Source organism: Acidiphilium sp. JA12-A1, assembly GCF_000724705.2.
Classification (GTDB): domain Bacteria; phylum Pseudomonadota; class Alphaproteobacteria; order Acetobacterales; family Acetobacteraceae; genus Acidiphilium; species Acidiphilium multivorum.
In genome coordinates this window covers 1-25758 of record NZ_JFHO01000053.1, presented here as the reverse complement: position 1 = coordinate 25758, position 25758 = coordinate 1, and the positions used below count along the sequence as shown (strand labels likewise).

Below are 25758 nucleotides of genomic sequence, written 5' to 3'. Positions count from 1 at the left end.
AGGGCGGGATGCTGACGGAATTCAACAGCATCCCCGCCACAGAGGCCGAACAGGGTATCGTGTCCGACCTGGTCCGCACGCTCGGGCCGATCTCCTTCACCCTGCAGCAGACCGCCGACCGGATCCCGACCATCTGGATCGATCGCGACATCGTGCACGCCGTGCTCCGGCACCTGCGCGACGGTGCGACAAGGCGCTTCCAGATGCTCTACGACCTCACCGCGATCGACGAACGCCAGCGCGTCCACCGCGATGGCCTGCCGAAATCCGATTTCACCCTCGTCTATCACCTCGTCTCCTTCGAGCGGAACGACGATGTCCGCATCAAGGTCCCGCTCGCCGAGGGCGCGCTCGAGGTGCAGAGCATCGCGGATATCTGGCCCAACGCCAACTGGTACGAACGCGAGGTCTGGGACATGTTCGGCATCGGCTTCGCCGGCCACCCGACCCTGTTCCGCATCCTCACGCCGCCGACCTGGACCGGCCATCCGCTGCGCAAGGACTACATCGCCCGCGCCACCGAAATGGGCCCCTACATCCTCACCGAGGAGAAGGAACGCGCCGAACAGGAGGCGCTGCGCTTCAACCCCGAGGCCTGGGGCATGAAGCGGCACAGCGAGAACTCCGACTTCATGTTCCTCAATCTCGGCCCCAACCACCCGAGCGTCCACGGCGTGTTCCGCATCATCCTCCAGCTCGAGGGCGAGGAAATCGTCGACGCCGTGCCCGAGATCGGCTTTCACCACCGCGGCGCCGAGAAGATGGCCGAGCGCCAGTCCTGGCACACCTACATCCCCTACACCGACCGCATCGACTATCTCGGCGGCGTGATGAACAACTTCCCCTACGTGATGGCGGTCGAGCGCCTCGCGGGGATCGAGGTGCCGTCCCGCGCGCAGATGATCCGCATCATGCTCGCCGAGCTGTTCCGCATCGCCAGCCATCTCGTCTTCTACGGCACCATGTCGCAGGATGTGGGTCAGCTTTCGCCGGTCTTCTACATGTTCTCCGACCGCGAGCGGGTGTTCCAGATCATCGAGGCGATCTGCGGCTTCCGCATGCACCCCGCCTGGTTCCGCATCGGCGGCGTGGCGGCGGACCTGCCCCAGGGCTGGGACCGGATGATCCGCGACTATCTCGGCTACCAGTCCAAGCGGCTCGACGAGTACGACAAGCTCGTCATGCGCAACCGCCTCTTCAAGGCCCGCACGATCGGCGTCGGCGCCTACACGCTGGAGGAAGCGCTGGACTGGGGCGTGACCGGCCCCGGCCTGCGCGCCTGCGGCCTCGGCTGGGACTATCGCCGCCAGCGCCCCTATTCCGGATACGACCAGCTCGAGTTCGACATTCCGATCTGCCACAACGGCGACTGTTACGACCGCGTGGTGGTGCATATCGAGGAAATCCGCCAGAGCCTGCGCATCATCCGCCAGTGCCTCGATAACATGCCGCCCGGCCCCTACAAGTCCGACCACCGGCTGACGACGCCGCCGCTCAAGGAGCGGACGATGCAGGACATCGAAACCCTCATCACCCATTTCCTCAATGTCAGCTGGGGCCCCGTCCTGCCGCCCGGCGAGGCGATGGTCAGCATCGAGGCGACCAAGGGCATCAATGGCTATTACCTGGTCGCCGACGGCGACACCGTCTCCTACCGCACCCGCATCCGCACCCCGTCCTTTCCCCATCTGCAGATGATCCCGCTGATCAGCCGCGGCGCCTATGTCGCCGACCTGATCGCGATCATCGGCAGCATCGATTTCGTGATGGCCGATGTCGACCGCTGAACACAGCCCGGCGTCCGCACCGCTCGATGCCGCCCTGCGCGAGACGATCGCGACCTTTCTGCGCGAGTCCGAAACCCCGCGCGCCGCCGGCATCGATGCGCTGAAGGCGGTGCAGAAGCGCCACGGCCATGTCTCCGACGACCATCTCGCCGAAGTGGCCGCCCTGCTCGGCATGACACCCGCCGAGCTCGACGGTGTCGCCACCTTCTACAACCTGATCTTCCGCCGTCCCGTGGGCCGCCACGTCATCCTGCTGTGCGACAGCGTGGCCTGCTGGGTGATGGGCGCCACCGCCGCGCGCAACCTGCTGCGCCAGCGCCTCGGCATCGAGCCGGGGGAAACCACGCCGGACGGCCGCTTCACCCTCCTGCCGATCGTCTGCCTCGGCTGCTGCGACCGCGCCCCGGCCATGATGATCGGCGACGACCTGCACGGCAACCTCACCCCCGAGCGGATCGACGCGATCCTGGAGCAGTACAGGTGATGGCGATGGCGGACCGACCCCTCACTTCATACATCCAGCCCGGCCGCCAGCCGCTCGACATCGCCGGCTACGAGCGCGCCGGCGGCTACGCGGCGATGCGCAAGGCCTTCGGCATGTCGCCGGAAAGCGTCGTCGAGGAGGTCAAGCGCGCGAAGGTGCGCGGCCGCGGCGGCGCCGGCTTCCCCGCCGGCCGCAAATGGGAAGGCGCGCCCCGCGGTGCGGATGCCCCGCGCCATCGCTACCTCGTCATCAACGCCGACGAGATGGAACCCGGCAGCTTCAAGGACCGTCTCCTGCTCGAAGCCGCGCCGCATCTGATGATCGAGGGGATCATCATCGGCGCTTTCGCGGTCCAGGCCGAAACCGCCTACATCTTCGTCCGCGGCGAATACGTGCTGGCGATGGAGCGGCTCTCCCGCGCCGTGGCCGAGGCCGAGGCGCGCGGCTATCTCGGCGCCGACATCCTGGGCTCCGGCTTCTCGCTCACCATCCACGTCCATGGCAGCGGCGGGCGCTACATCTGCGGCGAGGCCAGCGCGTTGTTCTCAGCACTGGAGGGCAAGCGCGCCGTGCCGCGCACCCGCCCGCCGCGCTCGACGACCAGCGGCCTGTGGGGCAAGCCCACCGTCGTCAACAACGTCGAAACGCTGTGCTGCGTGCCGTCCATCATCGAGCGCGGCGCGGACTGGTTTCTCGGCCTCAGCCGCAGCGCGACCGAAGGCGGCACTAAGCTCTACGGCGTCAGCGGCCGGGTCAACCGCCCCGGTCTGTGGGAACTGCCGGTGGGCACGCCGCTCAACGAAATCATCGAGGAGCATGCCGGCGGCATGCGCGAGGGCTACGAGGCGCGCGCGGTGCTGCCCGGCGGCGCGTCGACCGCGTTCATCATGCGCGAGAATTTCGACGTCCCGATGGATTTCGACTCCGTCGGCAAGATCGGCAGCTGGCTCGGCACCGCCAACATCCTGGTGCTGGACCAGAAGCGCTGCCCGGTCGGCCTGCTGCGCAACATCGAGCATTTCTTCGCCCAGGAATCCTGCGGCTGGTGCACCCCCTGCCGCGACGGCCTGCCCTGGGTCGAGCGCATCCTCACGGCGCTGGAAGCCGGCGAGGGCGAGCCGGATGACATCGAGCTGCTCGCCCATCACGTCGACTTCCTCGGTCCCGGCCGCACCTTCTGCGATCTCGCCCCCGGTGCCATGGCGCCGCTGCGCAGCGGCCTGAAATTCTTCCGTGAGGAATTCGAACGTCATGTCAGCGAGCGGCATTGCCCCTGGCACGACACGGCGGAGGGCTGGGCATGACGACCTTCGAGGTGGACGGCAAGACCCTGACCGCGAAGCCCGACGAAAACCTGCTCCAGGCCTGCCTCGGCGCCGGGCTCGACCTGCCGTATTTCTGCTGGCACCCGGCGCTCGATTCGGTCGGCGCCTGCCGGCAATGCGCCGTCAAGCAATATGACGGGCCGGACGACCAGACCGGCCGCATGGTCATGGCCTGCATGACCCCGGTGCCCGAGGGCGCGCGCTTCTCGATCGCCGATCCCGAGGTCGTCGCCTTCCGCGCCAGCGTGATCGAGTGGCTGATGGTCAACCACCCGCATGACTGTCCGGTCTGCGAGGAGGGCGGCGAATGCCACCTCCAGGACATGACGGTGATGACCGGCCACACCTACCGCCGCTACCGCTTCACCAAGCGCACCCATCGGAACCAGGATCTCGGGCCGTTCATCAAGCACGAGATGAACCGCTGCATCGCCTGTTACCGCTGTTCGCGCTTCTATCGCGACTATGCCGGCGGCCGCGACTTCGACGTCTTCGCCGCCCACGATCACGTCTATTTCGGCCGCCACGCCGATGGCACGCTGGAGAACGAGTTCAGCGGCAACCTGATCGAGATCTGCCCGACCGGCGTTTTCACCGACAAGACGTTTTCCGCGCATTACGTCCGCAAATGGGACATGCGCGGCGCGCCCTCGGTCTGCGCCCATTGCGGCCTCGGCTGCAACACCATCGCTAACGCCCGCGCCGACCGGCTGCGCCGCATCGTCAATCGCTACAACGGCGCGGTCAACACCTATTTCCTCTGCGACCGCGGCCGCTTCGGCTACGGCTTCGTCAACGCGCCGGACCGCTTGCGCGCCCCGCTCCGGCGCGGCGACGATGGAAACCAGGCGACGATCGACCGCGACGACGCGATCGCCCGTCTCGCCGCCCTGCTGCGCGCGGGCGATGCCGTCATCGGCATCGGCTCGCCGCGCGCCTCGCTGGAATCGAACTACGTCCTGCGCCAGCTCGTTGGCGAACAGAATTTCTACCCCGGCGTCAGTGCGGCCGAGGCGCGCCTGCTCCGCCTCGTCGCCGACATTCTCGGCTCCGGCGCCGTGCATGTCCCCTCGCTGCGCGAGATGGAGACGGCGGATGCGGTGCTGGTTCTCGGCTCGGACCTGCCCAACGCCGCCCCGCGCGCGGCGCTGTCGATCCGTCAGGCGGCGCGCGGCGCCGGCATCGCGCGCGCGGTGGCGGCGAAAATCCCCGCCTGGCAGGATACCGGCGTCCGCAATCACGCCGGCGACACCCGCAGCCCCGTGTTCATCGCCACCCCCGCCTCCACGCGGCTCGACGACATCGCGCAGCGCGCCCTCCGCGCCGCGCCGGCGGACATCGCCCGCCTCGGCTTCGCGGTGGCCGCCCGCATCGATCCCGCCGCGCCGGATGTTCCTGCCCTGTCCGAAGGCCTCGCCACGGCGGCACGCGAGATCGCCGACGCGCTGCTCGCCGCGCCGAACCCGCTCGTCGTCTCCGGCGTCGAGAGCGGCGAGGAGAGCATCGTCCGCGCCGCCGCCAACATCGCCGCCGCCTTGCGCGCCCGTGGCAAGACGCCGGCGCTGCTGCTGAACGTTCCCGAATGCAACAGCCTCGGCCTCGCCCTGATGACGGCGGGGGAGGCCAGTGTCGAAACCGCGCTGGCGCGGCAGGCGCCCGTCGTCATCGTGCTCGAGAACGACCTCCACCGCCGCACGCCCGCGGCGGTGCTCGAGGCCACGCTGGCCGCCTCGCGCCTCGTGGTGCTCGACCATTCCGAAAGCCCCACCACGCGCCGGGCCGATCTCGTCCTGCCCGCCGCCAGCTTCGCCGAGGCCGAAGGAACCCTGGTCAGCGCCGAGGGGCGGGCGCAGCGCTTCTACCCGCCGATCATCGCGGAGGACGGTCTCGCCGAATCCTGGCGCTGGCTTGTTGCCGCGGCCCGCGCCGCCGGGCTCCCGTCCTGCGAGAGCCTGACCACGACCGACGCCATCGCCGCCGGCCTGGCCGCCTCGCTGCCGCGCTTCGCCGCGCTGCCCGGTGTCGCGCCGCCGGCGGCGTTCCGCGTCGTCGGCTCCCGCATCGCCAGCCAAACCCGCCGCTATTCCGGCCGCACCGCGATCGATGCCGGGCGCAACGTGCACGAACCGAAGCCGCCCGTCCCGGCGGACTCGCCCTTCAGCGCGACGATGGAAGGCCATCACGGCGCCATGCCGCCGGCCCTGCGCCCGGTCTTCTGGGCGCCGGGCTGGAACTCGGTGCAGTCGCTCAACCGCTTCCAGGCGGAAATCGACGGCCCGCTCAAGGGCGGCGATCCCGGCGTGCGCCTGTTCGAATCCCGGCCGGACGCCGCGCGGCCCTACGACGCATCGATCCCCGCCGCGTTCTCCCCGCGGCCGGACGAATGGCTCGCTATCCTGCTGCCCCGCGTCTTCAATGACGATGAACAGGCCGGCCGCGCCCCGCCCATCCGCGAACGCGCGGCCCCGCCCGCGCTCGTCCTCAACGCCGAGGACGCCGCCTCGCTCGGCGTCGCCGCCGGCCAGAACCTGGCCTGCGAGATCGGCGATGCGCGGGAGGACCTCGCGGTCGAGATCGATCCCGCCCTGCCGCGCGGCGTCGCCGGGCTCGCCGGCTTCGCGCAGAGGCCGCACGCCATCCCCGCATGGCTGCGGCTGCGCCCGGCGGAGCCGCCCGTGTCATGACCCACGGCAACGAGATCGTCATCGGCCTGCTGAACGTCGTGATCGGCCTCGCGGTGCTGATGGCGGCCGCCGCGCTGCTGACCTGGATCGAACGCCGCCTGCTCGGGTTCTGGCAGGACCGTTACGGCCCCAACCGCGCCGGCCCCTTCGGCGTGCTCCAGGTCGTCGCCGACGGCATCAAGCTGCTCTTCAAGCAGGACTGGATTCCCCCCTTCGCCGACCCGGTCATCTTCGTCCTCGCCCCGGCCATCTCGATGGTCACGGTGATGCTCGCCATCGCCGTCGTCCCGGCGACGCCGATGATCGGCATCATCGGCAATCTCAATGTCGGCCTGCTGTTCTTCCTCGCCATGAGCGGGCTCGGCGTCTACTCGGTGGTGCTCGCCGGCTGGTCGTCGAACAACAAGTTCTCGCTCCTCGGCGGCATGCGCGCCGCCGCCCAGATGGTCAGCTACGAGGTCTTCATGGGGCTGTCGCTGGTGGGCGTGGTGATGCTCGCCGGCTCCTTCAACCTCACCGATGTCGTGCACAGCCAGCGGCATCTCTGGTACGTGGTGCCGCAATTCATCGGCTTCGTCGTCTTCTTCCTCGGCGGCATCGCGGAAACCCACCGCCTCCCGTTCGACCTGCCCGAAGGCGAGAACGAACTCGGCGCCGGGTTCCACACCGAATATTCCGGCATGAAGTTCGGCATGTTCTTCGTCGGCGAATATATCGGCATCATCGTCGTCTCGGCGATGACGACGGTGCTATTCCTCGGCGGCTGGTATGGCCCGCTGCTGCCGCCCTTCCTCTGGTTCGCGATCAAGACCGGGTTTTTCGTCGCCTTCTTCATCCTGCTGCGCGCCGCCCTGCCGCGCCCGCGCTACGACCAGTTCATGGCGTTCGGCTGGAAGATCCTGCTGCCGCTCACCTTGCTGAACATTCTCGTCACCGGCGCGCTGATGCTCGCCGGGCCGGCCATATGAAGGGGAGGGGATCATGCTGAGTTCGCTGGTCACGCTCTGGTACACGTTCCTCCACCTGTTCCAGCGCAACGTGACGGTATCCTATCCCGACGAGATGCCCTATCTCGCGCCGCGCTATCGCGGCCGGATCGTGCTCACCCGTGACCCCGACGGCGAGGAACGCTGCGTCTCCTGCTATCTCTGCGCGGTCGCCTGCCCGGTCGACTGCATCAGCCTGCAGAAGACCGAAGCCGAGGGAAGGTGGTATCCCGAATTCTTCCGCATCAATTTCTCCCGCTGCATCTTCTGCGGCTTCTGCGAGGAAGCCTGCCCGACCTACGCGATCCAGCTCACCCCGGATTTCGAGATGAGCGAATACGACCGGCAGAACCTCGTCTACGAGAAGGAACACCTGCTGATCAGCGGCACCGGCAAGTATCCCGACTACAATTTCTACCGCGTCTCCGGCCTCGCGATCCCGGGCAAGGACAAGGGCGAGGCCGCGCGCGAGCGCAAGCCGATCGACACGCGCAGCCTGCTGCCATGAACGCGGACGGGAAGGGGAGGCATAGCGGAACATGAACGCCACCTTCGTCATCTCCGCGATCATCGCGGTCGTCGCGACGGCGATGATGATCACCCGCCCCTCCGCCGTGCACGGGCTGCTCTATCTCACGGTCTCGCTGCTCGCCGTCGCCCTCGTGTTCTTCGTGCTCGGCGCGCCCTTCGCAGCGGCGCTGGAGGTCATCATCTACGCCGGCGCCATCATGGTCCTGTTCGTCTTCGTGATCATGATGCTGAACATCGGCGAGGCGGCGGCCCGGCTCGAAAGCAGCTGGCTGCATCCCGCCACCTGGGTCGGCCCGTCCATCCTGGCCCTGCTGCTGGCCATCGAGCTCGGCGCCGTCGCCGTCTCCGGCGGCCTGCGGCACCCCGCCACGTCGGTGATCAGCGCCCATGCGGTCGGTGTGGCGCTGGTCGGCCCCTACATGCTCGCGGTCGAGCTCGCCTCGTTCCTCCTGCTCGCCGGCCTGGTCGCGGCGTTCCATCTCGGCCGCTCGATCATGGGAACGGACTAGCGGGATGGCGACGGTTCCGCTCGGCCAGGGCCTGCTGCTCGCCGCGGTCCTCTTCGCGCTGGGCCTCGTCGGCGTGCTGGTCCGCCGCAACCTGCTGTTCATGCTGATGTCGCTCGAGGTGATGCTGAACGCGGCCGGCGTCGCCTTCATCGTCGCCGGCGCCCGCTGGGCCTCGCCGGACGGGCAGATCATGTTCATCCTCGTCCTCACGCTCGCCGCGGCGGAAGTCTCGGTCGGCCTGGCACTCATCCTGCTGATGCACCGGCGGATCCCCACGCTCGATGCCGATGCCGGCGACGGTCTGAGGGGGTAGAAAGATGCAGCATTTCCTCTGGCTCGTCCCCGCGCTGCCGCTCCTCGGCTCGATCGTCCTGATGCTCGGCACCGGGCGCCTGTCGCACCGCGCCGAGGCGCTGATCGGCGTGCTCTCGGTCGGCCTCGCCGCCGTCGTCGCCTTCGCCATCGCCGGCGCCTTCCTGCTCGATCCGCCGGCCGGCGCCGCCTACCAGCAGTCCCTGTGGCGCTGGTTCGCGGTCGGGCATTTCTCCTTCGGCATCGCCCTGCGGGTCGATCCGCTCTCGCTGCTGATGATGCTCGTCACCAGCGGCGTCGGCTTCCTCATCCATCTCTTCTCGACCGAGTTCATGGAGGGCGAGGAGGGCTACGGCCGCTTCTTCGCCTATCTCAACCTTTTCGTCGCCGCCATGCTGCTGCTGGTGATGGCCGACAATTTCCTCGTCCTCTACGCCGGCTGGGAAGGGGTCGGGCTCTGCTCCTACCTGCTGATCGGCTTCTGGTGGCGCGACCCCGCCAACGGCCTCGCCGCGCGCAAGGCCTTCATCGTCACCCGCGTCGGCGACACCGCCTTCCTGATCGGCCTGCTGCTGATCGCGAGCCGCCTCGGCACGCTGAACATCGCCGGGGCGATGGACGCCGCGTCCCGCACCTGGCATCCCGGCTCGCCGGCCGCGACGCTGATCGCCTTCCTCCTGCTCGGCGGCGCCGTCGGCAAGTCCGCGCAGTTGCCGCTGCAGACCTGGCTGCCCGACGCGATGGCCGGCCCCACCCCGGTCAGCGCGCTCATCCACGCCGCGACGATGGTCACCGCCGGCGTCTACCTCATCGCCCGCACCCATGTGCTGTTCCTGCTCGCGCCGGCGGCGGAAATCACCGTCGGCATCGTCGGCGCGGCGACCCTGCTGCTCGCCGGCTTCAGCGCCCTCGCGCAGAACGACATCAAGCGCATCCTCGCCTATTCGACGATGAGCCAGATCGGCTACATGTTCCTCGCCCTGGGCGTCGGCGCCTGGCGCGCGGCGATGTTCCACTTCATGACGCACGCCTTCTTCAAGGCGCTGCTGTTCCTCTCGGCCGGCGCCGTCACCATGCGCCTGCATCACGAGCAGGACATCTACCGGATGGGCGGCCTCGCCCGGCGCCTGCCCGCCGCCTTCTGGAGCTTCCTGATCGGCAGCGCCGCCCTTGCCGCCCTGCCGCTGATCACCTCGGGGTTCTACAGCAAGGAGGCGATCCTCTCGGGCGCCTGGGCCGACGGCAATGGCGGCCGCGTGCTCTGGCTCGCCGGCGTCATCGGCGCCTTCGTCACCGGGGTCTACATCTTCCGCGCCGTCTTCATCGCCTTTTTCGGCGAGGAACACACCCATGTCAGCGGCTCCTACGGCTGGCGCGTCATCGTGCCGCTGGTGGTGCTCTCGGTGCTCTCGCTGGTCGGCGGCTTCATCGAACTGCCGCCGGCCTTCGGCCACGTCACGCTGCTCTCCAGGCTCCTCGCCCCGGTGCTGCCCCCGACCAGGGAGGTGACCGACATGACCCCGCTGCTGCTCGCCAGCGCCGCGTCCATCCTCGGCATCGCGCTGGCCGCCGTGCTCTACTGGCGCCCGTCGCGCCCGCCGGCCGAAACGCCGCTCTGGCGCTTCTGGCACGCCGCCGCCGGGTTCGACGCGCTCTATGACCGCCTGCTGGTCCGCCCCGTGATCTGGGCAGCCCGGGTCGACCGCGACGATTTCATCGACAGTTTCTACGACGGCATCGCCTGGGCCACGCAGGCGATCCACCGGGCGATCCGGCGCACCCAGACCGGCCGGGTCCGCCTCTATGCCGCGAGCCTCGCCATCGGCTCGGTCGGCCTCATCGCGATCGCGGTGCTGCGATGATCCTGTTCTGGCTCCTCATCTTCCCGGCGGTCGGCGGCGTGCTGGCCTGGATCGCCGGCGCCCGCAACCCGGATGCCCCGCGCTGGGTGTCGATCGCGGTGCTCACGCTCGAACTTCTCATGGCGCTCCCCCTGATCGGCGCCGCCGCCGCGCCCGGCCATGGCGCCTGGATCGCGCAGTTCGACCACTCGTGGATTCCGCAGCTCGGCATCTCCTTCGAACTCGATCTCGACGGGCTGAGCCTGGTCCTGATCCTGCTGACGATCGTGCTCAGCCTCATCTGCGTCGTGATCTCCTGGACCGAGATCACCGACCGCTCCGGCCTGTTCCACGCCAACCTGCTCTGGACCACCACCGGCGTCATCGGCGTCTTCCTCGCGCTCGACCTGTTCCTGTTCTTCTTCTTCTGGGAACTGATGCTGGTGCCGATGTATTTCATGATCGCGCTATGGGGCCACGAGAACCGCTCCTACGCGGCGATCAAGTTCTTCCTCTTCACCCAGGGCAGCGGCCTGCTCATGCTGGTGTCGATCCTCGTGCTCGTCTTCATCCACCAGCGCGCGACCGGCGATCTCACCTTCGACTATTTCGCCCTGCTCGGCACGAAAATGAGCCCGACCACCGGCTTCCTGCTGATGCTCGGCTTCTTCATCGCCTTCGCCGTGAAGCTGCCGGCGGTGCCGTTCCACACCTGGCTGCCGGACGCCCACACCGAAGCCCCGACCGCGGGTTCCGTGCTGCTCGCCGGCATCCTGCTGAAGACCGGCGCCTACGGACTGATCCGCTTCGTGGTGCCGCTGTTTCCCGCGGCGGCGCACGCCTTCGCGCCGGTGGCGATGGCGCTCGCGGTCGCCGGAATCCTCTACGGCGCGCTGCTCGCCTTCGGCCAGAACGACCTCAAGCGCCTGGTCGCCTACAGCAGCATCAGCCACATGGGCTTCGTCCTGCTCGGCGTCTTCGCCTGGAGCACGCTCGCCCTGCAGGGCGTGGTCGCGCAGATGGTGGCGCACGGCATCAGCACCGGCGCCCTCTTCGTCCTGGTCGGCGCCCTGCAGGAACGCATCCACACCCGCGACATGCGGCGCATGGGCGGGCTCTGGGGGCAGGTGCCGCGCCTGTCCGCCTGCGGCATGTTCTTCGCCATCGCCTCGCTCGGCCTGCCCGGCCTCGGCAATTTCATCGGTGAATTCCTCATCCTGCTCGGCAGTTTCCAGGCCAGCGTGGTCTTCACCGTCATCGCCACGTTCGGGCTGGTCGCCGCCGCCGCCTATTCGCTGCTGCTGGTCCAGCGCGCCTTCCACGGCGCGGCGCGGGAACCGGCACCCCATCGCGCGATCGCCGATCTCTCGGCGCCGCATCTCGCCGTCATGGCGGTGCTGGTGGTCGCCATCGTCGGGCTCGGCCTCTATCCGCAGCCCGTCTTCGACGAGGTGGCGCCAGGCCTCTCCGCCGTGCAGCACAGCGCCGCGGTCTCGGCTTCGATGCCCGAGCACCTCGCGGAGCGCGCGCCATGACCGCCCCGGCCATGACCGCCCCGGCCTTCACCGCCAAGGCCTTCGCCGCCTTCGCGCCCTTCACCCTGCTCGGCGCGGTGACGATCCTGGTCATGCTGCTGATCGCCATCCGCCGCGATCACCGCCTCGTCGCCCTGTCGACCATCGCCGGCCTGCTGCTCTGCTGCATCGCCCTGCCGCTCGCCGCCCCCGCATCCCCCGTCGCCGTGACGAAGCTGTTCGTGATCGACGGCGCCGCCCTGTTCTACGCGGGCCTCGTGCTCGTCTCCGCCCTGGTCGTCGCCGCGCTCTCCTGGGTCTATCTCGACCGGGTGGGCGAGGGGCCGCGCGAGGAATACTATCTCCTCCTGCTCACCGCGACGCTGGGCGCCGCCATCCTGCCGGCGAGCGTGCATTTCGCCTCGTTCTTCCTCGGCATCGAAACGCTCGGCATCTCGCTGCTCGGCCTGATCGCCTATGCCGGCCCGCGCGGCAGCGCGGCCGAGGCGGGCACGAAATATCTCATCCTCAGCGGCGCCGCCTCCGCCTTCCTGCTGTTCGGCATGGCGCTGATCTATGCCGCCTTCGGCTCGATGTCCTTCGCCCGCATCGGCGCGCTCGCCCATCAAGCCGGCCCGGCCGATCTCTACCGCCTCGCCGGCATCGCGCTCATTCTCGCCGGCGTCGGCTTCAAGCTCTCGCTGGTCCCGTTCCACATGTGGACGCCCGACGTGTACGAGGGCGCGCCCGCGCCTGTCACCGCCTTCATCGCCGTCGTCTCGAAAATCGCGGTCTTTGCCGTGATCCTGCGCTTCTTCGCCCTCGCCGGCGCTCATGCGGATGTCTCGCTCCGCGCCGGCATCGCCGCGGTCGCGATCCTGTCCATGCTCGCCGGCAACCTGCTCGCCCTGCTGCAGACCAACGTGAAGCGCCTGCTCGCCTATTCCTCCATCGCCCATCTCGGCTACCTGCTCGTCGCCTTCCTCGCCGCCCCGGCGCTCGGCGTCGATGCGGCGGCCTATTACCTAGCCGCCTACGCGGTCACCAGCCTCGGCGCCTTCGGCATCGTCGCGCTGCTCAGCGCGCCGGGCGCGGGGCGCGATGCCGACCGGATCGAGGATTACCGCGGCCTGTTCCGCACCCGCCCGTTCCTCGCCGCGAGCCTCGCGCTGATGCTGCTCTCGCTCGCCGGCATGCCGCCGACGATGGGCTTCATCGCCAAGTTCTACCTCGTCGTCGCCGGCGTCGGCACCGCCCTGTTCTGGCCGGTCGCCGCACTCCTGCTCGGCAGCGTGATCGGCCTCTACTACTATCTGCGCATCCTCGTCGCGATGGCGCTGCCCGCCCCCGGCGATGCGGAGGCGCGACATCCGATCGCCGTGCCCCCGCTCGGCAACGCGGTGATCGGCGCGCTGCTGGTCCTGCTGGTGGTGCTCGGCGCCTATCCCGCGCCCGCCCTCGCGCTGATCCGCATGACCATCGGCCACGGCTGACCGCCGCCACCGCCGCCCGTCATGGCCATGCGCCCTACCGCTGTGCATCCTGCATGGCTGGTCACCCCGACGCCGCCTCAAAATGCTGGCATCGGGACGGCGGAAGAGTCATACTCCCGATAACGTTTGAGTGATGGCCCGCGCATGGCGCGCCATAGTCGGATGCACCGCCCGCACGGGCAGGCGCACCAGCCCGGAAAGCGGTTTCCAGCATCCGCCTGTGCCGGATCTCCATGCAGGCGGGCGTTTCGGTCCTGTCCTTCACGGAACGCGGAGAAAAGTCATGACAACGATACGCCAGGTGCTCGACCAGAAGGGCTGGGGCGCCATCGTGCTCAGCGCGAATCATTTCATCCCGCAGGCCGCGCGGTTTCTCACCGCCAAGCGCATCGGCGCCGCCCCGGTGGTCGACGATCGCGGCGCGCTGGTCGGCATGCTCTCCGAGCGCGACATCATGCGCTTCGTCGGCGAATTCGACGGCGACATCAAGGACCGCACGGCGGCCGACCTGATGACGACGCTGGTCGCCTCCTGCACGCCCGAGGCGACGATCCTCGACGCGATGCTGCTGATGACGACGCATCGCTGCCGCCATCTCCCCGTCTTCGAGGACGGCGTGCTGGCCGGCGTCGTCAGCATCGGCGATCTGGTGAAGGCCCGGCTGGAGGAAGCCGAGTTCGAGGTCGATTCGCTGCGCGCCTACATCGTCTCCTGACGCATCCCGCGCGTGGGCCTCACCGGCTCGCCGGCAACCCCCGCGCGAGCAACCCCTGCATGCCGGCCTCATTGACGGGCTGGCCGAAATAGAAGCCCTGCACGCAGGCCGCGCCGAGCCGGCGCACATGGTTGAGCTGCACCTGGGTTTCGACGCCCTCCACCGTGATCGGCATCCTGATGGCCGTGGCCATGCCGACGATCGCGTTCAGGATCGGCGTCTCGTCCGTCTCCGCGCGGATCCGGCGGAGGAAGGACTGGTCGATCTTCATGGCGTCGAACCGAAACGCATCGAGCTGGGCGAGGGACGAATAGCCGGTGCCGAAATCGTCGAGCACGAGCCGCACGCCCAGCTCCCGCAGCCGGTGCAGCGTCGCCAGGTAATGGCGGTTGCGCGAGACGAGAACGGTTTCGGTGATCTCGAGATGAAGCCGGCGCGGGGCGAGCCCGGTCGCCTCCAGCACATCGCGCACCAGCGCCGGCAGATCGGCCAGTTCGATCTGCCGCGGCGAGACATTGACGGAAAGGCCGACGGCTTCCGGCCACCGGCACGCGGCGGCGCAGGCCTGCCGCAGCACCCAGGCGCCGATCGGCGCGATCAGGCCGGACTCCTCGGCGAGCGGAATGAACTCCGCCGGCGGAATGCGGCCCTGCTCCGGATGGTTCCAGCGCAGCAGCGTTTCCGCGGCGGCGATCGTGCCATCCGCGGTGCGGACGATCGGCTGGAACGCCAGTTCGAGCTCGCTGCGCCCGAGCGCGTCCGCGAGGTCGCGCTTGAGCTGCCGCTTGCGCAGGCTCTCCTGTTCCATCGCCGGCGTGAACACCCGGAAACTCCCCGGCGCCTCCGTCCGCGTCTCGTACAGCGCGAGATCGGCATGCCGGCACAGCCGCGCCGCGTCCCGATCCGCGAGCGAGGCGATCGCGAGGCCGATCGACAGGCTGATCCGCAGCGACAGGTCGCCCAGCTCGAACCGCTCCTCCATCGCGCCGACGATCCGCCGCGCCAGCGTCGTCGCATCCCCCGGCCGGCGCATGCCGTTCAGCAGGATCATGAATTCGTCGCCGCCGGTCCGCGCCAGGATGTCCCTCGGCCGCAGGCACGATTTCAGCCGGCGGGCGACGGTCTTCAGCACCTCGTCGCCCACGCCGTGGCCGAATGAATCGTTGATCTCGGTGAAGTAGTTCACGTCGGCGCAGATCAGCGCCATCGCGCGGCCCCTGGCCTGCGCGGTCAGCGCCGCCTCGAGCCGGGTGAAGAATCCCCTTCGGTTGAACTCCCCGGTGAGCGAGTCGGTTTCCGCCGCCTCGATCAGCCGGTCCTGCGTCAGCTTCCGCTCGGTGACATCGCGGACGAACAGCGAGATGTCATCCTCGCCCGGATAGAGATCGGCCTCCAGCCAGCGCCCGGTCGGCGCCCATGACAGTTCGAGCCGCACCGGCGCGCCGGTCGCGGCCGCGCGCTCCGCGCCGGCCGCCAGCCGGTGGCCCGCGGTGCCGGGGAACAGGTCGGCGAGCCGGTTGCCGACGATCTCCTGCCCGGCGCCTGCGAACCGCGCCGCCCGCGCGTTGGCGAACCGGGCGCGGCCGCCACGATCGAACACGATCACCGCATCCCGCGTCGCCTCCAGCACGCGAAAGGCCAGCGCCTCCGACGATCGCAGCGCGGCCTGCATCCGCCGGTACGCCGTCACGTCCTGGGTCACGCCCCTGAGCCGCCTCGCCCTGCCGCCCGCCTCGCCGATCGGCTCCGCGTACGACACCACGTCCAGCGTCCGTCCGTCGAACGCGGTGAGCCGGTGCTGCACGCTCACCGGCTGTCCGGCCTTCAGCCCGGCGACAAACCGCCGCAGCATCAGCCGGCGATCGGCCGGCGGAAACAGTGCCCGCAACTCGTCGAGCGTCACCGGCCGGTTCCGCGCCTCGCCGCCGGCGAGCTGCCAGGTCTCGGGCGAGAAGCGGATCTCGCCGGCCGCAAGGTCCCATTGCCAGCTGCCGATCTGCGCGAGCCGGTGGGCGGCGGCCTGTTCGCGCGTGCGCTCGGCGAGCTGCTCGGCGCGAAAACGCGCCTCGGCCTTCTCCCGCGCCAGCTCCTCGGCAAGGGTGCGCAGCGTGGTGATGTCGGTCGTCGTGCCGACCATGCGCACCGGGCGACCCGCGATGTCGCGCTCAACCACCATGCCCCGGCTGAGAACCCATTTGTACGATCCATCGGCGCAGCGCAGCCGATGCTCGACCTCATAGCGCGCGGTCCTCCGGTCGAAATGGTCCTGCATCGTCTGCCGGACATAGTCGAGGTCATCCGGGTGGACGCGGGCATAGGCCGCCTCGATATGCGAGCGGGCCGGCATCTCGGCATAGCCCAGGATCCGCCACCAGCCCCGCGAATACCGGATCTCCCCGGTCACGACGTCGCGATCCCAGATCCCCGTTCCGCTCTCCTCCACCGCGAGATTGACGATGTCGGTGAAATCGTCGGGCCTGTTGCCGGCGAGCGTCATCCCGGCGGGAGTCCGGCCCGGCCAGCCTTGGCCCCGATGCCGGGCCGGCGGGATCTCATCGTCGATCCATTGTTATCTGACCTGACCCGGCCGGGCATCGGCGCGCCGCCCAAGGCGGCCGGCAGCGACCGCCGCATCCGGCCGCGCCGACTTCATGGCGGCGCGATCCGGTCGTCTGTATTGAACAGACTCACATCCCAACGAACAAAAAAGCATAAACAAGCCTATTCATGTGCCGGCATTCCGGGAGCTGTTGATCCGAACTGTTCCACCATGGCGGATTCGTCTTGTTTTTGCGGCACAATAGTCGAATTGCCTAAATTTTGTCATTTTTTTAATAAAAAGCAATTGCCGAAGCCGCAACAGAAAATCAAACGCGCCTCGCCACGCCGGTTTCCGAAAAATCATGGTCCAGACTGTAGCCTTTTCAAACCGGGTCCGCATCGGCGCGCAAGGTGCGGGTCGCGGAAGGCGGCATCGCCACCGCGCGACGATACGCCGATGCCGCAAGCGCGCCAACCGGGGCTTTCCCGGCATCCATTCCAATGTCGCGCCTTAATCGAAAATTAACAGGCGCATGTTACATCTTTCCGCATCGGGAAAATCCACGAGGCGCGGTTGCACTGGCGAATGACCTGCATCGGACCAACGCAAGCCGCGGCGCGGACCTGCCATGCCGCAGGGTGCCGCCAGCCTCGCCCGGGCGCACTTCCCGCGCCGATTCGCAAAAGCCGATTGTTCCGGAGGTAGAGTGACAGCAGACAACGCCGCCTTGGTGGCATGGACGGCGCGCGTAGCGCAGGCAACACGGAAGCTGCTGCCGAAAGGCGGCGACCTTGCCTGGCTCCTGCGCCAGAGCATGCATACGCATTTCCAGCGCCTCGCGGTGCTGCCGGTGTTCGGCCTGTCGCGCGGGCCGGTCCGCGTGCTCGATGTCGGCGCCGGCACCGGCGCCCTGTGCCTCGACCTTGCCTGGATGTGCGGTCCCGAAGCCCGGATCACCGCCGTCGACAACGACGCCCACGGCCTCTCGCTGCTGCGGGACCTCGCCGCCGCGCTGCACCTCGCGGTCGATGCCCGGCTGGCAGACGCCTATGCGCTGCCGGTCGAATCCGCCAGCCAGGACCTCACGCTGAGCCGCTTCCTGTTCCAGCACCTCGAACGGCCGGAGGCCGCGCTCGCCGAAATGGTCCGCGCCACCGCCCCCGGCGGCCGCGTCGCGGTCATGGAGGTCGATGACGGCGCTTGGTTCTCCTACCCCGACGAACCTCCGGCCCTGGAGCGGCTGAACGGCGCGGTCCGTCAGTTGCAGGCCTCGGTCGGCGCCGGGCGGCAGGTCGGGCGGCGTCTCTACCGGATGTTCCGCGCCGCCGGGCTCGCGGACGTGCAGGTGCTGGCCGTCCCGCGCGTGCGCCTCGGCCTCACCTACGGTCGCGATTCCGAGCTCGAAACGCATCAGAAGGAGTTCTACCTGAACCAGCGCGACCGTCTGATCGGCGCCGGGCTGATGACCGCGGCCGAATTCGACGAGGCGATGCGGGCGCTCGATGCCAGCTTCGCCGCCGACGATTTCGGCTTCGCCTGCGAATTCGTGGCGATCGGGCGGGTGCCCTGACCCGGCGCGCCGGGCCGGCCCGCGTCCTCAGCCGCTGCCCGGCGTGATTCCGGCGGACCGGATCCGGTCCGAGGCCGAGAGCAGCGCCTCGGCCAGCGCCGCCGCCGGATGCCGTCCCTCCGGGCCGATCACCACGAACTCGGTGAGTCCCAGGAGCGGCAGCCCGGCATCCGGCGGCACCGGCGCGAGGCCCGGCGGAATCAGCCGGGCCGCGTGCGCGGCGAACCCGAGCCCGGCCAGCGCCGCCGCCCGCAACCCGCTCAGGCTGCCCGAACTGCACGCGATCCGCCACGGCAGATGCGCCCGGTCCATCGCCTCCAGCGCCCGCTCCCGCGTCACACTCGGCGGTGGGTAGAGCACCAGCGGCACCGGCTGCCCCGCAACCGGCCGCTTCCCCGGCCGCGCGATCCACACCAGCTCCTCCGCCCAGGCCACCCGCCCGCGCCGGTCGCCCGCCCGCCGCTTCGCGAAGATCAGGTCGAGTTCGCCGGCGTCGAAACCTGCATAGAGCGTCTGGCTCAGCCCCACCGTCAGTTCGAGATCCACCTCCGGATGCCGCCCGGCGAAATCGGCCAGCACCTCCGGCAAGGCGCTGAACACGAAATCCTCCGACGCGCCGATCCGGATCCGCCCGCGCAGCGCGCTCGCCGCGAAATAGGCGTCGATCCGCGCCTCCGCCTCCAGCAGCCGGCGCGCGAAATCCAGCAGCGCGTCGCCATCCGGCGTCGGCGAGACGCGGTGCGTATCCCGCGCGATCAGCCGCCGCCCGGCCAGCGCCTCCAGCCGCGCCACGTGCTGGCTCACGGTCGACTGCCGCAGGCCGAGATGCCGCGCCGCGCGGGTGAAGCTGCGCGCCTCGACCACCGCGATGAAACTCCGCAGCAGCACCGGCTCGAATCGCGGGCGCGCCGGCGCCTGGCCAGCATGATTATCATAAATCATGATTGCCGATATCACGTTCATCACGATTGTCCATGACCGGCATCCTGCTACATCGGCGTCATGTCCATACGCGCCACGCTGTCCCGCCTCGGGATCGACCCCTACCTGTTCTTCCTCCTCGGCACCGTGGCGCTCGCCGCGCTGCTGCCCGCGCGCGGCCTCGCCGCCGTCGTGGTCGGGCACGCGGTTCACTGGGTCGTCGCCCTGCTGTTCTTCGTCTACGGCGCCAAACTCTCCACCGCCGAGGTCCTGCGCGGCCTGCTGCACTGGCGGCTCCAGGGCGCGGTGTTCGCCTGCACCTTCATCCTGTTTCCCGCCCTCGGCCTCGCCGCGGTCACCCTGCTCGGCTCCGCCCTGCCGCCGGCGCTGGCCACCGGCATCATCTTCGTTGCCATCCTGCCCTCCACGGTGCAGTCATCCATCGCCTTCACCTCGATCTCCCGCGGCAACGTGCCCGCCTCGCTGTGCAGCGCGTCGGTCTCGAACCTCGCCGGCATGGTGATCACGCCGCTCCTGGTCATGCTGCTGCTGCACGCGAAGGGCGGGTTCAGCGCCGGCGCGCTGGAAGACATCGCGCTCCAGCTCCTCGCCCCCTTCGCGGCCGGCCAGCTGCTCCGCCCCATCCTTGGCCCCGTCCTGCAACGCCACCGCCTGATCACCACCATCGTCGATCGCGGCTCGATCCTCGTCGTGGTCTATGCCGCCTTCAGCGCCGGCATGGTCGGCGGCATCTGGTCGCGCGTCTCGCCGGAAAGCCTGGTCCTGGTCATGCTGGTCGATGCGGCGCTGCTCGCGCTGGTGCTCACCGTCACCAGCCTCGCCGGCGCGCTCGGCTTCTCGCGCGAGGATCGGATCACCCTCATCTTCTGCGGCTCCAAGAAATCGCTGGCGAGCGGCATCCCGATGGCGAACATCCTCTTCCCGGCGCAGACCGTCGGGCTGATCGTGCTGCCGCTGATGCTGTTCCACCAGTTCCAGCTCTTCGTCTGCACGCTGATCGCCCAGCGCTTCGCCCGCCAGCCGGCGGCGGCTCCCGCCATCGCCGCCCCCGAACGCCGCCTTGCGGCCTGACGCCGGGGTCCGCCTACCGCCCCGGCTTGAGCAGCCGCGCGAGCTCGCCGGGCAGAAGCCCCGCGAGCCCGAGTTCGGCGCAGCTCTCCCGCCAGCGCGCGAGATAGGTGCCGAGCGGCAGGTGGCTCCGCTCCGGCCAGCGGTTCAGCGCGCCGATATCGGCCACCGCCGTCTCGTCCGCCTCCAGCAGTTCCAGCACCGCGGGCACGGCGGGCCGGGCGGCGATCACGGTCCCATGCGTCGCGAGGAAGCCCGCCTGCGCCGCATACCAGCCGCCGAGCCCGGCATCGGCGCCCTGCGCCCGCGCCTCCGCCAGATCCTGTTCGAGCAGGTTCCGCCGATACGCGCGGATCGGCGCCGCATAGGCATTGTTGTGCGGAAACGGCGGCGCCACCGCCCAGCCCTCCGCCAGCCGCCCGAGGCCGCGCAGCGAGAACGCCTCCACCACCGCCTCCTCCAGCCACTGGCACGGGTTGCGCGGCGCATCGCCCCACATCCAGCTATTGGCCATCACATGGCCGAGCTCATGGCCGAACTGGTAGGAGAGATTGATCCAGTCCCGCGCGCCGACATCGACGGCGACGATCGCGGTACCCGGCGCATCGGTATGCAGCCAGACATGCGGCGGGCCCGAGGCAACGTCCTGCACCCGCAGCGCCGCCGGCTGCCGGTCGGAGACAAGCCTGATCCCGTCGAGGCACGCGGCGCGCATCCGCCCGAGCACCGCGAGCACATCGCCGGGCGCCGAGCCGCGCCACGATCCCGCGAGCGAGAGCGGCGCGGTGAGAAGGCTCGCCCCGGTCGGCGTCGCGGCGTCTGCCGTCATGCTCGCTCCCATCATCAACGGTGCCGAGGCCGCGAGCCACAGCACCCTCCTGCGCGCCAGGCGGCAGATAGCGCGATGCGGCACGGGCGTTCGCTCCCCATCCGCGGGCAGGGCAGTGGCGTCGGCATCGGTCATGCAAGAGAAACTAACACCAGCGCCGGCCCGGCGAAAGCGGAATCGTTTCGCCGCCGCCACGCCGCGCACCCACCGCGCGCCATCGATCGAAAAAGCCCAATGCCGATATCGATCTTTTCTATCGCTCACGGAAACTTGCTGTCACATAAACTTGCTCTGAACCCCCTGTGAGATTCCGGAAACAGGGTGGTCACTCCAGTCCGCTGCCCTTATTTCAACGGCGATCATGACGGAGGATCGCATTGTCGTTGTGTGATGAGGCGCGTCTGAAGGAACGGCGGTTCCGCCCGTGGCGCCGTCTGGCGCCGCTAACGCCATTGCTGCTCACCGGCTGTTCCGGCGGGCCGTTCCGCGTGTTCGACCCGAAGGGGCCGGTCGCCCGCGCGTCGCTGAATTTCACCATCATCGACGTCGTCGTGATGGCCTTCATCATCGTGCCGACGGCGTGCTTCATCCTCTGGTGCATCTGGCGCTACCGCCGCTCCCGCGCCGCCGCCTACAGCCCCGGCTTCAGCCACTCCCTGAAGCTCGAAGCCGTCATGTGGGGAATCCCGATCGTCGTCGTCGCCGGCCTTGCCTATGCCTCCTACAACGGCACCTTCGCGGTCGATCCCTACGGCCCGCATGTCCTGCGCATGCCGGCGAGGGCAGGGCGCTCGCACCCGCTGAAGATCGACGTCGTCGCAACCGACTGGCAGTGGCTCTTCATCTATCCGAAGCAGCATGTCGCCAGCGTCGACCGGCTCGTCGTGCCCGCCGGCCGCAATGTCGAGTTCCGCCTGACCTCGACCAGCGTCGTCAACGACTTCTTCATCCCCCAGCTCACCGACATGATCGACGTGATGCCCGGCATGCGCACCAAGGATGCGATGCGCGCCAACGGCCAGGGGCGCTACGAGGGCTTCGCCGCCAATTTCAGCGGCGCCGGCTTCTCCTGGATGCGCTTTGCCACCGATGTCGTCGGCAAGAGGGGATTCGCGAAATTCGTGCGCCACGCGGCAGCCGCCCCGGCCGCGCTGACCTACGCCACCTTCGAGCGTTTCGCGCGGCCGACGATCAATCTCGACCAGCGGCCGCGCTATTTCAGCGCCCCGGCGCCGCACCTGTTCCGCCGCATCGTCGAGGCGTCGCGCAACGGCAAGACCTACCCGGTTCCGCCCCGCCTCACCGAAGCGATGGCGCGGGACCTGCGCGCCGGGGCCAGCTATTTCTCTCATCCGGCCGCGTCGCGCGGAACATCCGGCTGACGCCGGCAGCGGAAAGGAAGACTGCGTGCTCGTTCATCTTCAAGGTCCATGGTCGCCGCTGCTCGGGCGCCTGACTCTGAGTGCCATCCCCTACACGAGCCCGATCGTCGACGGCGCCTTCGTCTTCGCCGCCGGCGCGGCCGTCATCGTCATCGCCGCCATCACCCTCTCCGGCCGCTGGGGCTATCTCTTCCGCGAATGGCTGACGACGCTCGATCACAAGAAGATCGGCGTGATGTATGTCATCGTCGGCCTCGTGATGATGTTCCGCGGCTTCATCGACGGGCTGATGATCCGCACCCAGCAGATGATGGCGGACGGTCCGCATTCGCCCGGCCACCTGCAGGCCCTGCACGGCTACCTCCCGCCCTTCCATTTCGACCAGATCTACAGCTCGCACGGCGTGATCATGATCCTGCTCGCCGTCACCCCGCTGCTCACCGGCCTGTCGAACATCATCGTCCCGCTGCAGATCGGCGCGCGCGACATGGCGTTTCCCTACCTCAACGCCGTCGGCCTCTGGCTCACCGCCGTCGCCGCGGCGCTGGTGATGCTCTCGCTCTTCGTCGGCGACTTCTCGCATGACGGCTGGATCGGCCTGATCCCGCTCACCGAACTGCCCTACAGTCCCGGCGTCGGCGTCGATTACTGGATGTGGGCGATCCAGATCGGCAGCGTCGGCACCACGCTCAACGCGATCAACATGATCGCGACGATCGTGAAACTCCGCGCTCCGGGCATGACCTGGTCGCGGCTGCCCTTCGTGGTCTGGACCTCGCTGACGACCAACATCATCGCGCTGACGGCCTTTCCCATCCTCGGCGTCGCCCTGGCGATGCTCGGCGCCGACCGCTATCTCGGCACCCATTTCTTCACCGCCGGTCTCGGCGGCAACCTGATGCTCTACACCAACCTGTTCTGGATCTGGGGGCATCCGGAAGTCTATTTCGTCGTCCTGCCGGCCTTCGGCTTCATCTCCGAAATCATCCCCACCTTCGCCGAAAAGCCGCTCTTCGGCTACGCGACGATGGTCATCGCCACCTTCGCCATCGGCGGCATTTCCTGGGGCGTCTGGCTGCACCATTTCTTCACCATGGGCGCCGGGCCGGGGATCAACATCTTCTTCAGCACCGCCACCATGCTCGTCGGCATCCCGACCGGCGTGAAGGTGTTCAACTGGGCGCTGACGCTCTGGCGCGGCCGCCTGCGCTTCGAGCCGCCGATGCTCTGGGCGCTGGGTGCCTTGTTCCTCCTCCTGGTCGGCGGCCTCACCGGCATGATGCTGGCCATCCCCGCCATCAACTACACGGTGCATAACAGCGTGTTTGTGGTGGCGCATTTCCACTGCATGATGCTGCTGATCGCCTACGCGATCTTCGGCGCCATCATCTTCTGGTTTCCCAAGCTCTTCGGCTTCCATCTCGACGCGCCCTCGGCGCGCGCGAATTTCTGGTCCTTCTCGGTGGGCACCGTGCTGGTCTTCGGCGCCATGTTCGCCCTCGGCCTGATGGGCATGACCCGCCGGCTCGACTATCTCTCCAACCCCGGCTACGAGCCGCTGCTGATCGTCGAGGAAATCGGCATCTTCTTCTACTGCGTCTCGGTCTACTACTTCGCGAAGATGATCTGGGTGAGCATCCGCGATCGCGCGCGCAACCGCGCCGGCGCCGATTGCTGGACCACCGGCCGCACGCTCGAATGGCTCACCCGCACCCCGGTGCCCTTCTACAATTACGCCGTCATTCCCGTCGTGAACGAGCGCGACGAGCTGGCCTGGCGGCGCGAGCGCGGGGTCGAGTCGGTGCAGCCCGACATCACGGCGGACATCCATTTGCCGAAGAACACGGTGGCGCCGCTGCTGATCGGCGCGCTGTCCATGGGCTTCGGCTTCGGCATGGTCTGGCGGATCTGGTGGCTCGCCGGCCTCTCCCTGCTCGGGATCATCGCGGTCGTCATCGCCCGCTCCTTCGTGCGGCAGACCGAGTTCGTGCTCACCGCCGAGGAGTTGCGCCGGCACGAGGCCGGGCAGCACCTGTCCGACATTTCGGCCGACCATATCAGCCCGCCGGTCGCCGAGCTGGAGCTGTTCTCATGAGCGATACGGATCTCACCCTCTGGGTGCGCGGCGAGCCCCCCGCGCACGATGCGATCGGCACGCAGACCTACGGCTTCTGGCTCTACATGATGAGCGACGCGCTGATCTTCGCCGCCCTCTTCGCCTCCTACGGCGTGCTCGATCACGCCTGGAACGCCGCCGGCGGTCCCACCGCGCGCGCCATCGTCCACCCGGTCGAGGCCTTCTGGCAGACCATCCTGCTGTTCGGCGCGGTCCTGTCCGGCAGCCTCGCCATGGCCGGCATGAAGCGCCGCAGCCGGCCGGCGGCCGCCGGCTTCCTGCTGCTCGCGGCCCTGCTCGGCACCGGCTTCGTCGCCCTCGAACTGCGCGACCTGGTCACCCTGGTCATGGCCGGCGACACGCCCGAACGCAGCGCCTTCCTCTCGATGTTCTTCCTCCTCGTGGCCACCCACGGGCTGCACGTCATCTTCGGCCTGCTGTGGATGGGGGTGATGATCGTGCAGGTCCTCGCCTTCGGCTTCACCGCCCCGGTCGTCACGCGCCTGCTCAACATGCAGATGTTCTGGCAGTTCCAGGCGGCGATCTGGGTCTGCGTCTTCGTCTTCGTCTATCTCCAGGGAGCGATGTGATGTCCGCCCGCCACGCCGATCCGCTCGACCATCCCGAAATCGCCCTCGTCAGCGCGCCGGCCGCCGTGGCCGGCACGCTGCTGGCCCTGCTGGCGATGGCGGTCGCCCTGCTGCTCACGCTGCTCCACGCCGGCACGCCGGCGATGCGGATGGCGGGCGCCGGCTGCCTCGCCGTCGTCGCCCTCGTCTCCCAGGCGCTGTTCCTCTTCCGCCTCGGCCTCGGCGAGACGCAGATCTGGAAGACGGTCGCCCTCGTCCTCGTCCTGCCGCTCTTCGTCGTCACCATCGGCCTGACCGACATCATGTTCCATTCCCTCCAGGCCCGCACCATGCTGGAGATCCCGCTGCACGGCGGCCTCGGCCCGTAAACGCCCGCGCGCGTTGACACACCGGGCGTGCGCGCGCGTTTACACCGCCTGCGTCCTCGCGCATCATCCCCTCATGCAGACGCAGCGCGACTGGGCCGCCCTGCTCGCGGCCGCGCAGGCGGGCGACCGCCGCAGCTACGAGGCGCTCCTGCGGGCCGCGCTGCCCTGGC

The 25758-nt window shown here is 68.9% G+C and carries 21 protein-coding genes; 18 read left to right on the top strand and 3 right to left on the bottom strand.

The genetic code is table 11. The features are described 5' to 3' along the window. The first annotated feature begins 8 nt into the window (after window positions 1-8). The 12 genes from nuoC to RT91_RS10145 all read left to right on the top strand — a co-directional run bounded on the left by nuoC (window position 9) and on the right by RT91_RS10145 (window position 14181). Complete coding sequence (nuoC, locus tag RT91_RS10200) at window positions 9-1787, top strand: NADH-quinone oxidoreductase subunit C/D (RefSeq protein ID WP_035187117.1); 1779 nt, start codon at window positions 9-11, stop codon at window positions 1785-1787. After that, window positions 1774-2271 carry an NADH-quinone oxidoreductase subunit NuoE gene (nuoE, locus tag RT91_RS10195; RefSeq protein WP_007422600.1) on the top strand — a complete coding sequence of 166 codons (498 nt, stop codon included), beginning with the start codon at window positions 1774-1776 and terminating at the stop codon, window positions 2269-2271. Before nuoC ends, nuoE begins: the two co-directional genes overlap by 14 nt. Then, the gene (gene nuoF / locus RT91_RS10190) at window positions 2271-3575 is read left to right on the top strand and encodes an NADH-quinone oxidoreductase subunit NuoF (protein WP_011942001.1); all 1305 of its coding nucleotides are present in this window, start codon (window positions 2271-2273) and stop codon (window positions 3573-3575) included. The genes nuoE and nuoF overlap by 1 nt, the downstream gene beginning before the upstream one ends. Further along, window positions 3572-6280 (top strand): NADH-quinone oxidoreductase subunit NuoG, encoded by a 2709-nt coding sequence (gene nuoG / locus RT91_RS10185; protein WP_035187115.1) that lies wholly within the window; start codon window positions 3572-3574, stop codon window positions 6278-6280. Before nuoF ends, nuoG begins: the two co-directional genes overlap by 4 nt. Then, on the top strand, window positions 6277-7248 hold the full coding sequence (gene nuoH / locus RT91_RS10180; RefSeq protein WP_007423371.1) for an NADH-quinone oxidoreductase subunit NuoH: 972 nt from the start codon (window positions 6277-6279) through the stop codon (window positions 7246-7248). The genes nuoG and nuoH overlap by 4 nt, the downstream gene beginning before the upstream one ends. 13 nt (window positions 7249-7261) lie before the next feature. After that, window positions 7262-7774 (top strand): NADH-quinone oxidoreductase subunit NuoI, encoded by a 513-nt coding sequence (gene nuoI, locus RT91_RS10175; RefSeq protein ID WP_007423370.1) that lies wholly within the window; start codon window positions 7262-7264, stop codon window positions 7772-7774. Window positions 7775-7805: 31 nt separating this feature from the next. Beyond that, on the top strand, window positions 7806-8306 hold the full coding sequence (gene nuoJ, locus RT91_RS10170; protein ID WP_011941998.1) for an NADH-quinone oxidoreductase subunit J: 501 nt from the start codon (window positions 7806-7808) through the stop codon (window positions 8304-8306). Between the two features lie 4 nt (window positions 8307-8310). After that, a complete protein-coding gene (gene nuoK / locus RT91_RS10165) occupies window positions 8311-8619 on the top strand; it encodes an NADH-quinone oxidoreductase subunit NuoK (RefSeq protein ID WP_007423368.1) in 309 nt (102 codons plus the stop codon). Between the two features lie 4 nt (window positions 8620-8623). Further along, a complete protein-coding gene (gene nuoL, locus RT91_RS10160; protein ID WP_007423367.1) occupies window positions 8624-10480 on the top strand; it encodes an NADH-quinone oxidoreductase subunit L in 1857 nt (618 codons plus the stop codon). Further along, a complete protein-coding gene (nuoM, locus tag RT91_RS10155; protein ID WP_035187114.1) occupies window positions 10477-11994 on the top strand; it encodes an NADH-quinone oxidoreductase subunit M in 1518 nt (505 codons plus the stop codon). The genes nuoL and nuoM overlap by 4 nt, the downstream gene beginning before the upstream one ends. An 11-nt stretch (window positions 11995-12005) precedes the next feature. Next, window positions 12006-13466: an NADH-quinone oxidoreductase subunit N gene (locus RT91_RS10150; protein WP_035187176.1), complete on the top strand. Its 1461-nt coding sequence runs from the start codon at window positions 12006-12008 to the stop codon at window positions 13464-13466. A gap of 283 nt (window positions 13467-13749) precedes the next feature. Continuing rightward, window positions 13750-14181: a CBS domain-containing protein gene (locus RT91_RS10145; protein WP_007423364.1), complete on the top strand. Its 432-nt coding sequence runs from the start codon at window positions 13750-13752 to the stop codon at window positions 14179-14181. A gap of 19 nt (window positions 14182-14200) precedes the next feature. Here RT91_RS10145 and RT91_RS10140 read toward each other — a convergent pair whose 3' ends face one another. Beyond that, window positions 14201-16678, bottom strand: a complete 2478-nt coding sequence (locus RT91_RS10140; RefSeq protein WP_051788240.1) for a GGDEF domain-containing phosphodiesterase — start codon at window positions 16676-16678, stop codon at window positions 14201-14203. Window positions 16679-17429: 751 nt separating this feature from the next. Here RT91_RS10140 and RT91_RS10135 point away from each other — a divergent pair. After that, entirely contained in the window at window positions 17430-18293 is an 864-nt protein-coding gene (locus RT91_RS10135) for a methyltransferase domain-containing protein (RefSeq protein WP_013639622.1), read from the top strand. Between the two features lie 27 nt (window positions 18294-18320). Here RT91_RS10135 and RT91_RS10130 read toward each other — a convergent pair whose 3' ends face one another. Then, window positions 18321-19235 carry a LysR family transcriptional regulator gene (locus RT91_RS10130; protein ID WP_035187173.1) on the bottom strand — a complete coding sequence of 305 codons (915 nt, stop codon included), beginning with the start codon at window positions 19233-19235 and terminating at the stop codon, window positions 18321-18323. 60 nt (window positions 19236-19295) lie between these two features. Between RT91_RS10130 and RT91_RS10125 the strand changes: the two genes are divergently transcribed. After that, a complete protein-coding gene (locus RT91_RS10125) occupies window positions 19296-20306 on the top strand; it encodes a bile acid:sodium symporter family protein (RefSeq protein ID WP_011941990.1) in 1011 nt (336 codons plus the stop codon). A 13-nt stretch (window positions 20307-20319) separates the two neighbouring features. Here RT91_RS10125 and RT91_RS10120 read toward each other — a convergent pair whose 3' ends face one another. Then, on the bottom strand, window positions 20320-21132 hold the full coding sequence (locus tag RT91_RS10120; protein WP_240314259.1) for a hypothetical protein: 813 nt from the start codon (window positions 21130-21132) through the stop codon (window positions 20320-20322). A 377-nt stretch (window positions 21133-21509) separates the two neighbouring features. Here RT91_RS10120 and RT91_RS10115 point away from each other — a divergent pair, with 377 nt between their 5' ends. The 4 genes from RT91_RS10115 to RT91_RS10100 are packed head-to-tail and all read left to right on the top strand — an operon-like array spanning window position 21510 to window position 25588. Then, window positions 21510-22514, top strand: a complete 1005-nt coding sequence (locus RT91_RS10115) for a cytochrome c oxidase subunit II (RefSeq protein WP_013639625.1) — start codon at window positions 21510-21512, stop codon at window positions 22512-22514. 25 nt (window positions 22515-22539) lie between these two features. After that, window positions 22540-24609: a cbb3-type cytochrome c oxidase subunit I gene (locus RT91_RS10110; RefSeq protein WP_011941987.1), complete on the top strand. Its 2070-nt coding sequence runs from the start codon at window positions 22540-22542 to the stop codon at window positions 24607-24609. Continuing rightward, window positions 24606-25220: a cytochrome c oxidase subunit 3 gene (locus RT91_RS10105; protein WP_035187110.1), complete on the top strand. Its 615-nt coding sequence runs from the start codon at window positions 24606-24608 to the stop codon at window positions 25218-25220. The genes RT91_RS10110 and RT91_RS10105 overlap by 4 nt, the downstream gene beginning before the upstream one ends. Further along, entirely contained in the window at window positions 25220-25588 is a 369-nt protein-coding gene (locus tag RT91_RS10100) for a hypothetical protein (protein WP_007424448.1), read from the top strand. The genes RT91_RS10105 and RT91_RS10100 overlap by 1 nt, the downstream gene beginning before the upstream one ends. Window positions 25589-25758: the final 170 nt, after the last annotated feature.

Coding starts and splice junctions, on each gene's coding strand:
- nuoC (WP_035187117.1), top strand. CDS start 9: ATGCTGACGGAATTCAACAGCATCCCCGCCACAGAGGCCGAACAGGGT.
- nuoE (WP_007422600.1), top strand. CDS start 1,774: ATGTCGACCGCTGAACACAGCCCGGCGTCCGCACCGCTCGATGCCGCC.
- nuoF (WP_011942001.1), top strand. CDS start 2,271: ATGGCGATGGCGGACCGACCCCTCACTTCATACATCCAGCCCGGCCGC.
- nuoG (WP_035187115.1), top strand. CDS start 3,572: ATGACGACCTTCGAGGTGGACGGCAAGACCCTGACCGCGAAGCCCGAC.
- nuoH (WP_007423371.1), top strand. CDS start 6,277: ATGACCCACGGCAACGAGATCGTCATCGGCCTGCTGAACGTCGTGATC.
- nuoI (WP_007423370.1), top strand. CDS start 7,262: ATGCTGAGTTCGCTGGTCACGCTCTGGTACACGTTCCTCCACCTGTTC.
- nuoJ (WP_011941998.1), top strand. CDS start 7,806: ATGAACGCCACCTTCGTCATCTCCGCGATCATCGCGGTCGTCGCGACG.
- nuoK (WP_007423368.1), top strand. CDS start 8,311: ATGGCGACGGTTCCGCTCGGCCAGGGCCTGCTGCTCGCCGCGGTCCTC.
- nuoL (WP_007423367.1), top strand. CDS start 8,624: ATGCAGCATTTCCTCTGGCTCGTCCCCGCGCTGCCGCTCCTCGGCTCG.
- nuoM (WP_035187114.1), top strand. CDS start 10,477: ATGATCCTGTTCTGGCTCCTCATCTTCCCGGCGGTCGGCGGCGTGCTG.
- RT91_RS10150 (WP_035187176.1), top strand. CDS start 12,006: ATGACCGCCCCGGCCTTCACCGCCAAGGCCTTCGCCGCCTTCGCGCCC.
- RT91_RS10145 (WP_007423364.1), top strand. CDS start 13,750: ATGACAACGATACGCCAGGTGCTCGACCAGAAGGGCTGGGGCGCCATC.
- RT91_RS10140 (WP_051788240.1), bottom strand. CDS start 16,678: ATGACGCTCGCCGGCAACAGGCCCGACGATTTCACCGACATCGTCAAT.
- RT91_RS10130 (WP_035187173.1), bottom strand. CDS start 19,235: ATGATTTATGATAATCATGCTGGCCAGGCGCCGGCGCGCCCGCGATTC.
- RT91_RS10125 (WP_011941990.1), top strand. CDS start 19,296: ATGTCCATACGCGCCACGCTGTCCCGCCTCGGGATCGACCCCTACCTG.
- RT91_RS10120 (WP_240314259.1), bottom strand. CDS start 21,132: ATGACGGCAGACGCCGCGACGCCGACCGGGGCGAGCCTTCTCACCGCG.
- RT91_RS10105 (WP_035187110.1), top strand. CDS start 24,606: ATGAGCGATACGGATCTCACCCTCTGGGTGCGCGGCGAGCCCCCCGCG.
- RT91_RS10100 (WP_007424448.1), top strand. CDS start 25,220: ATGTCCGCCCGCCACGCCGATCCGCTCGACCATCCCGAAATCGCCCTC.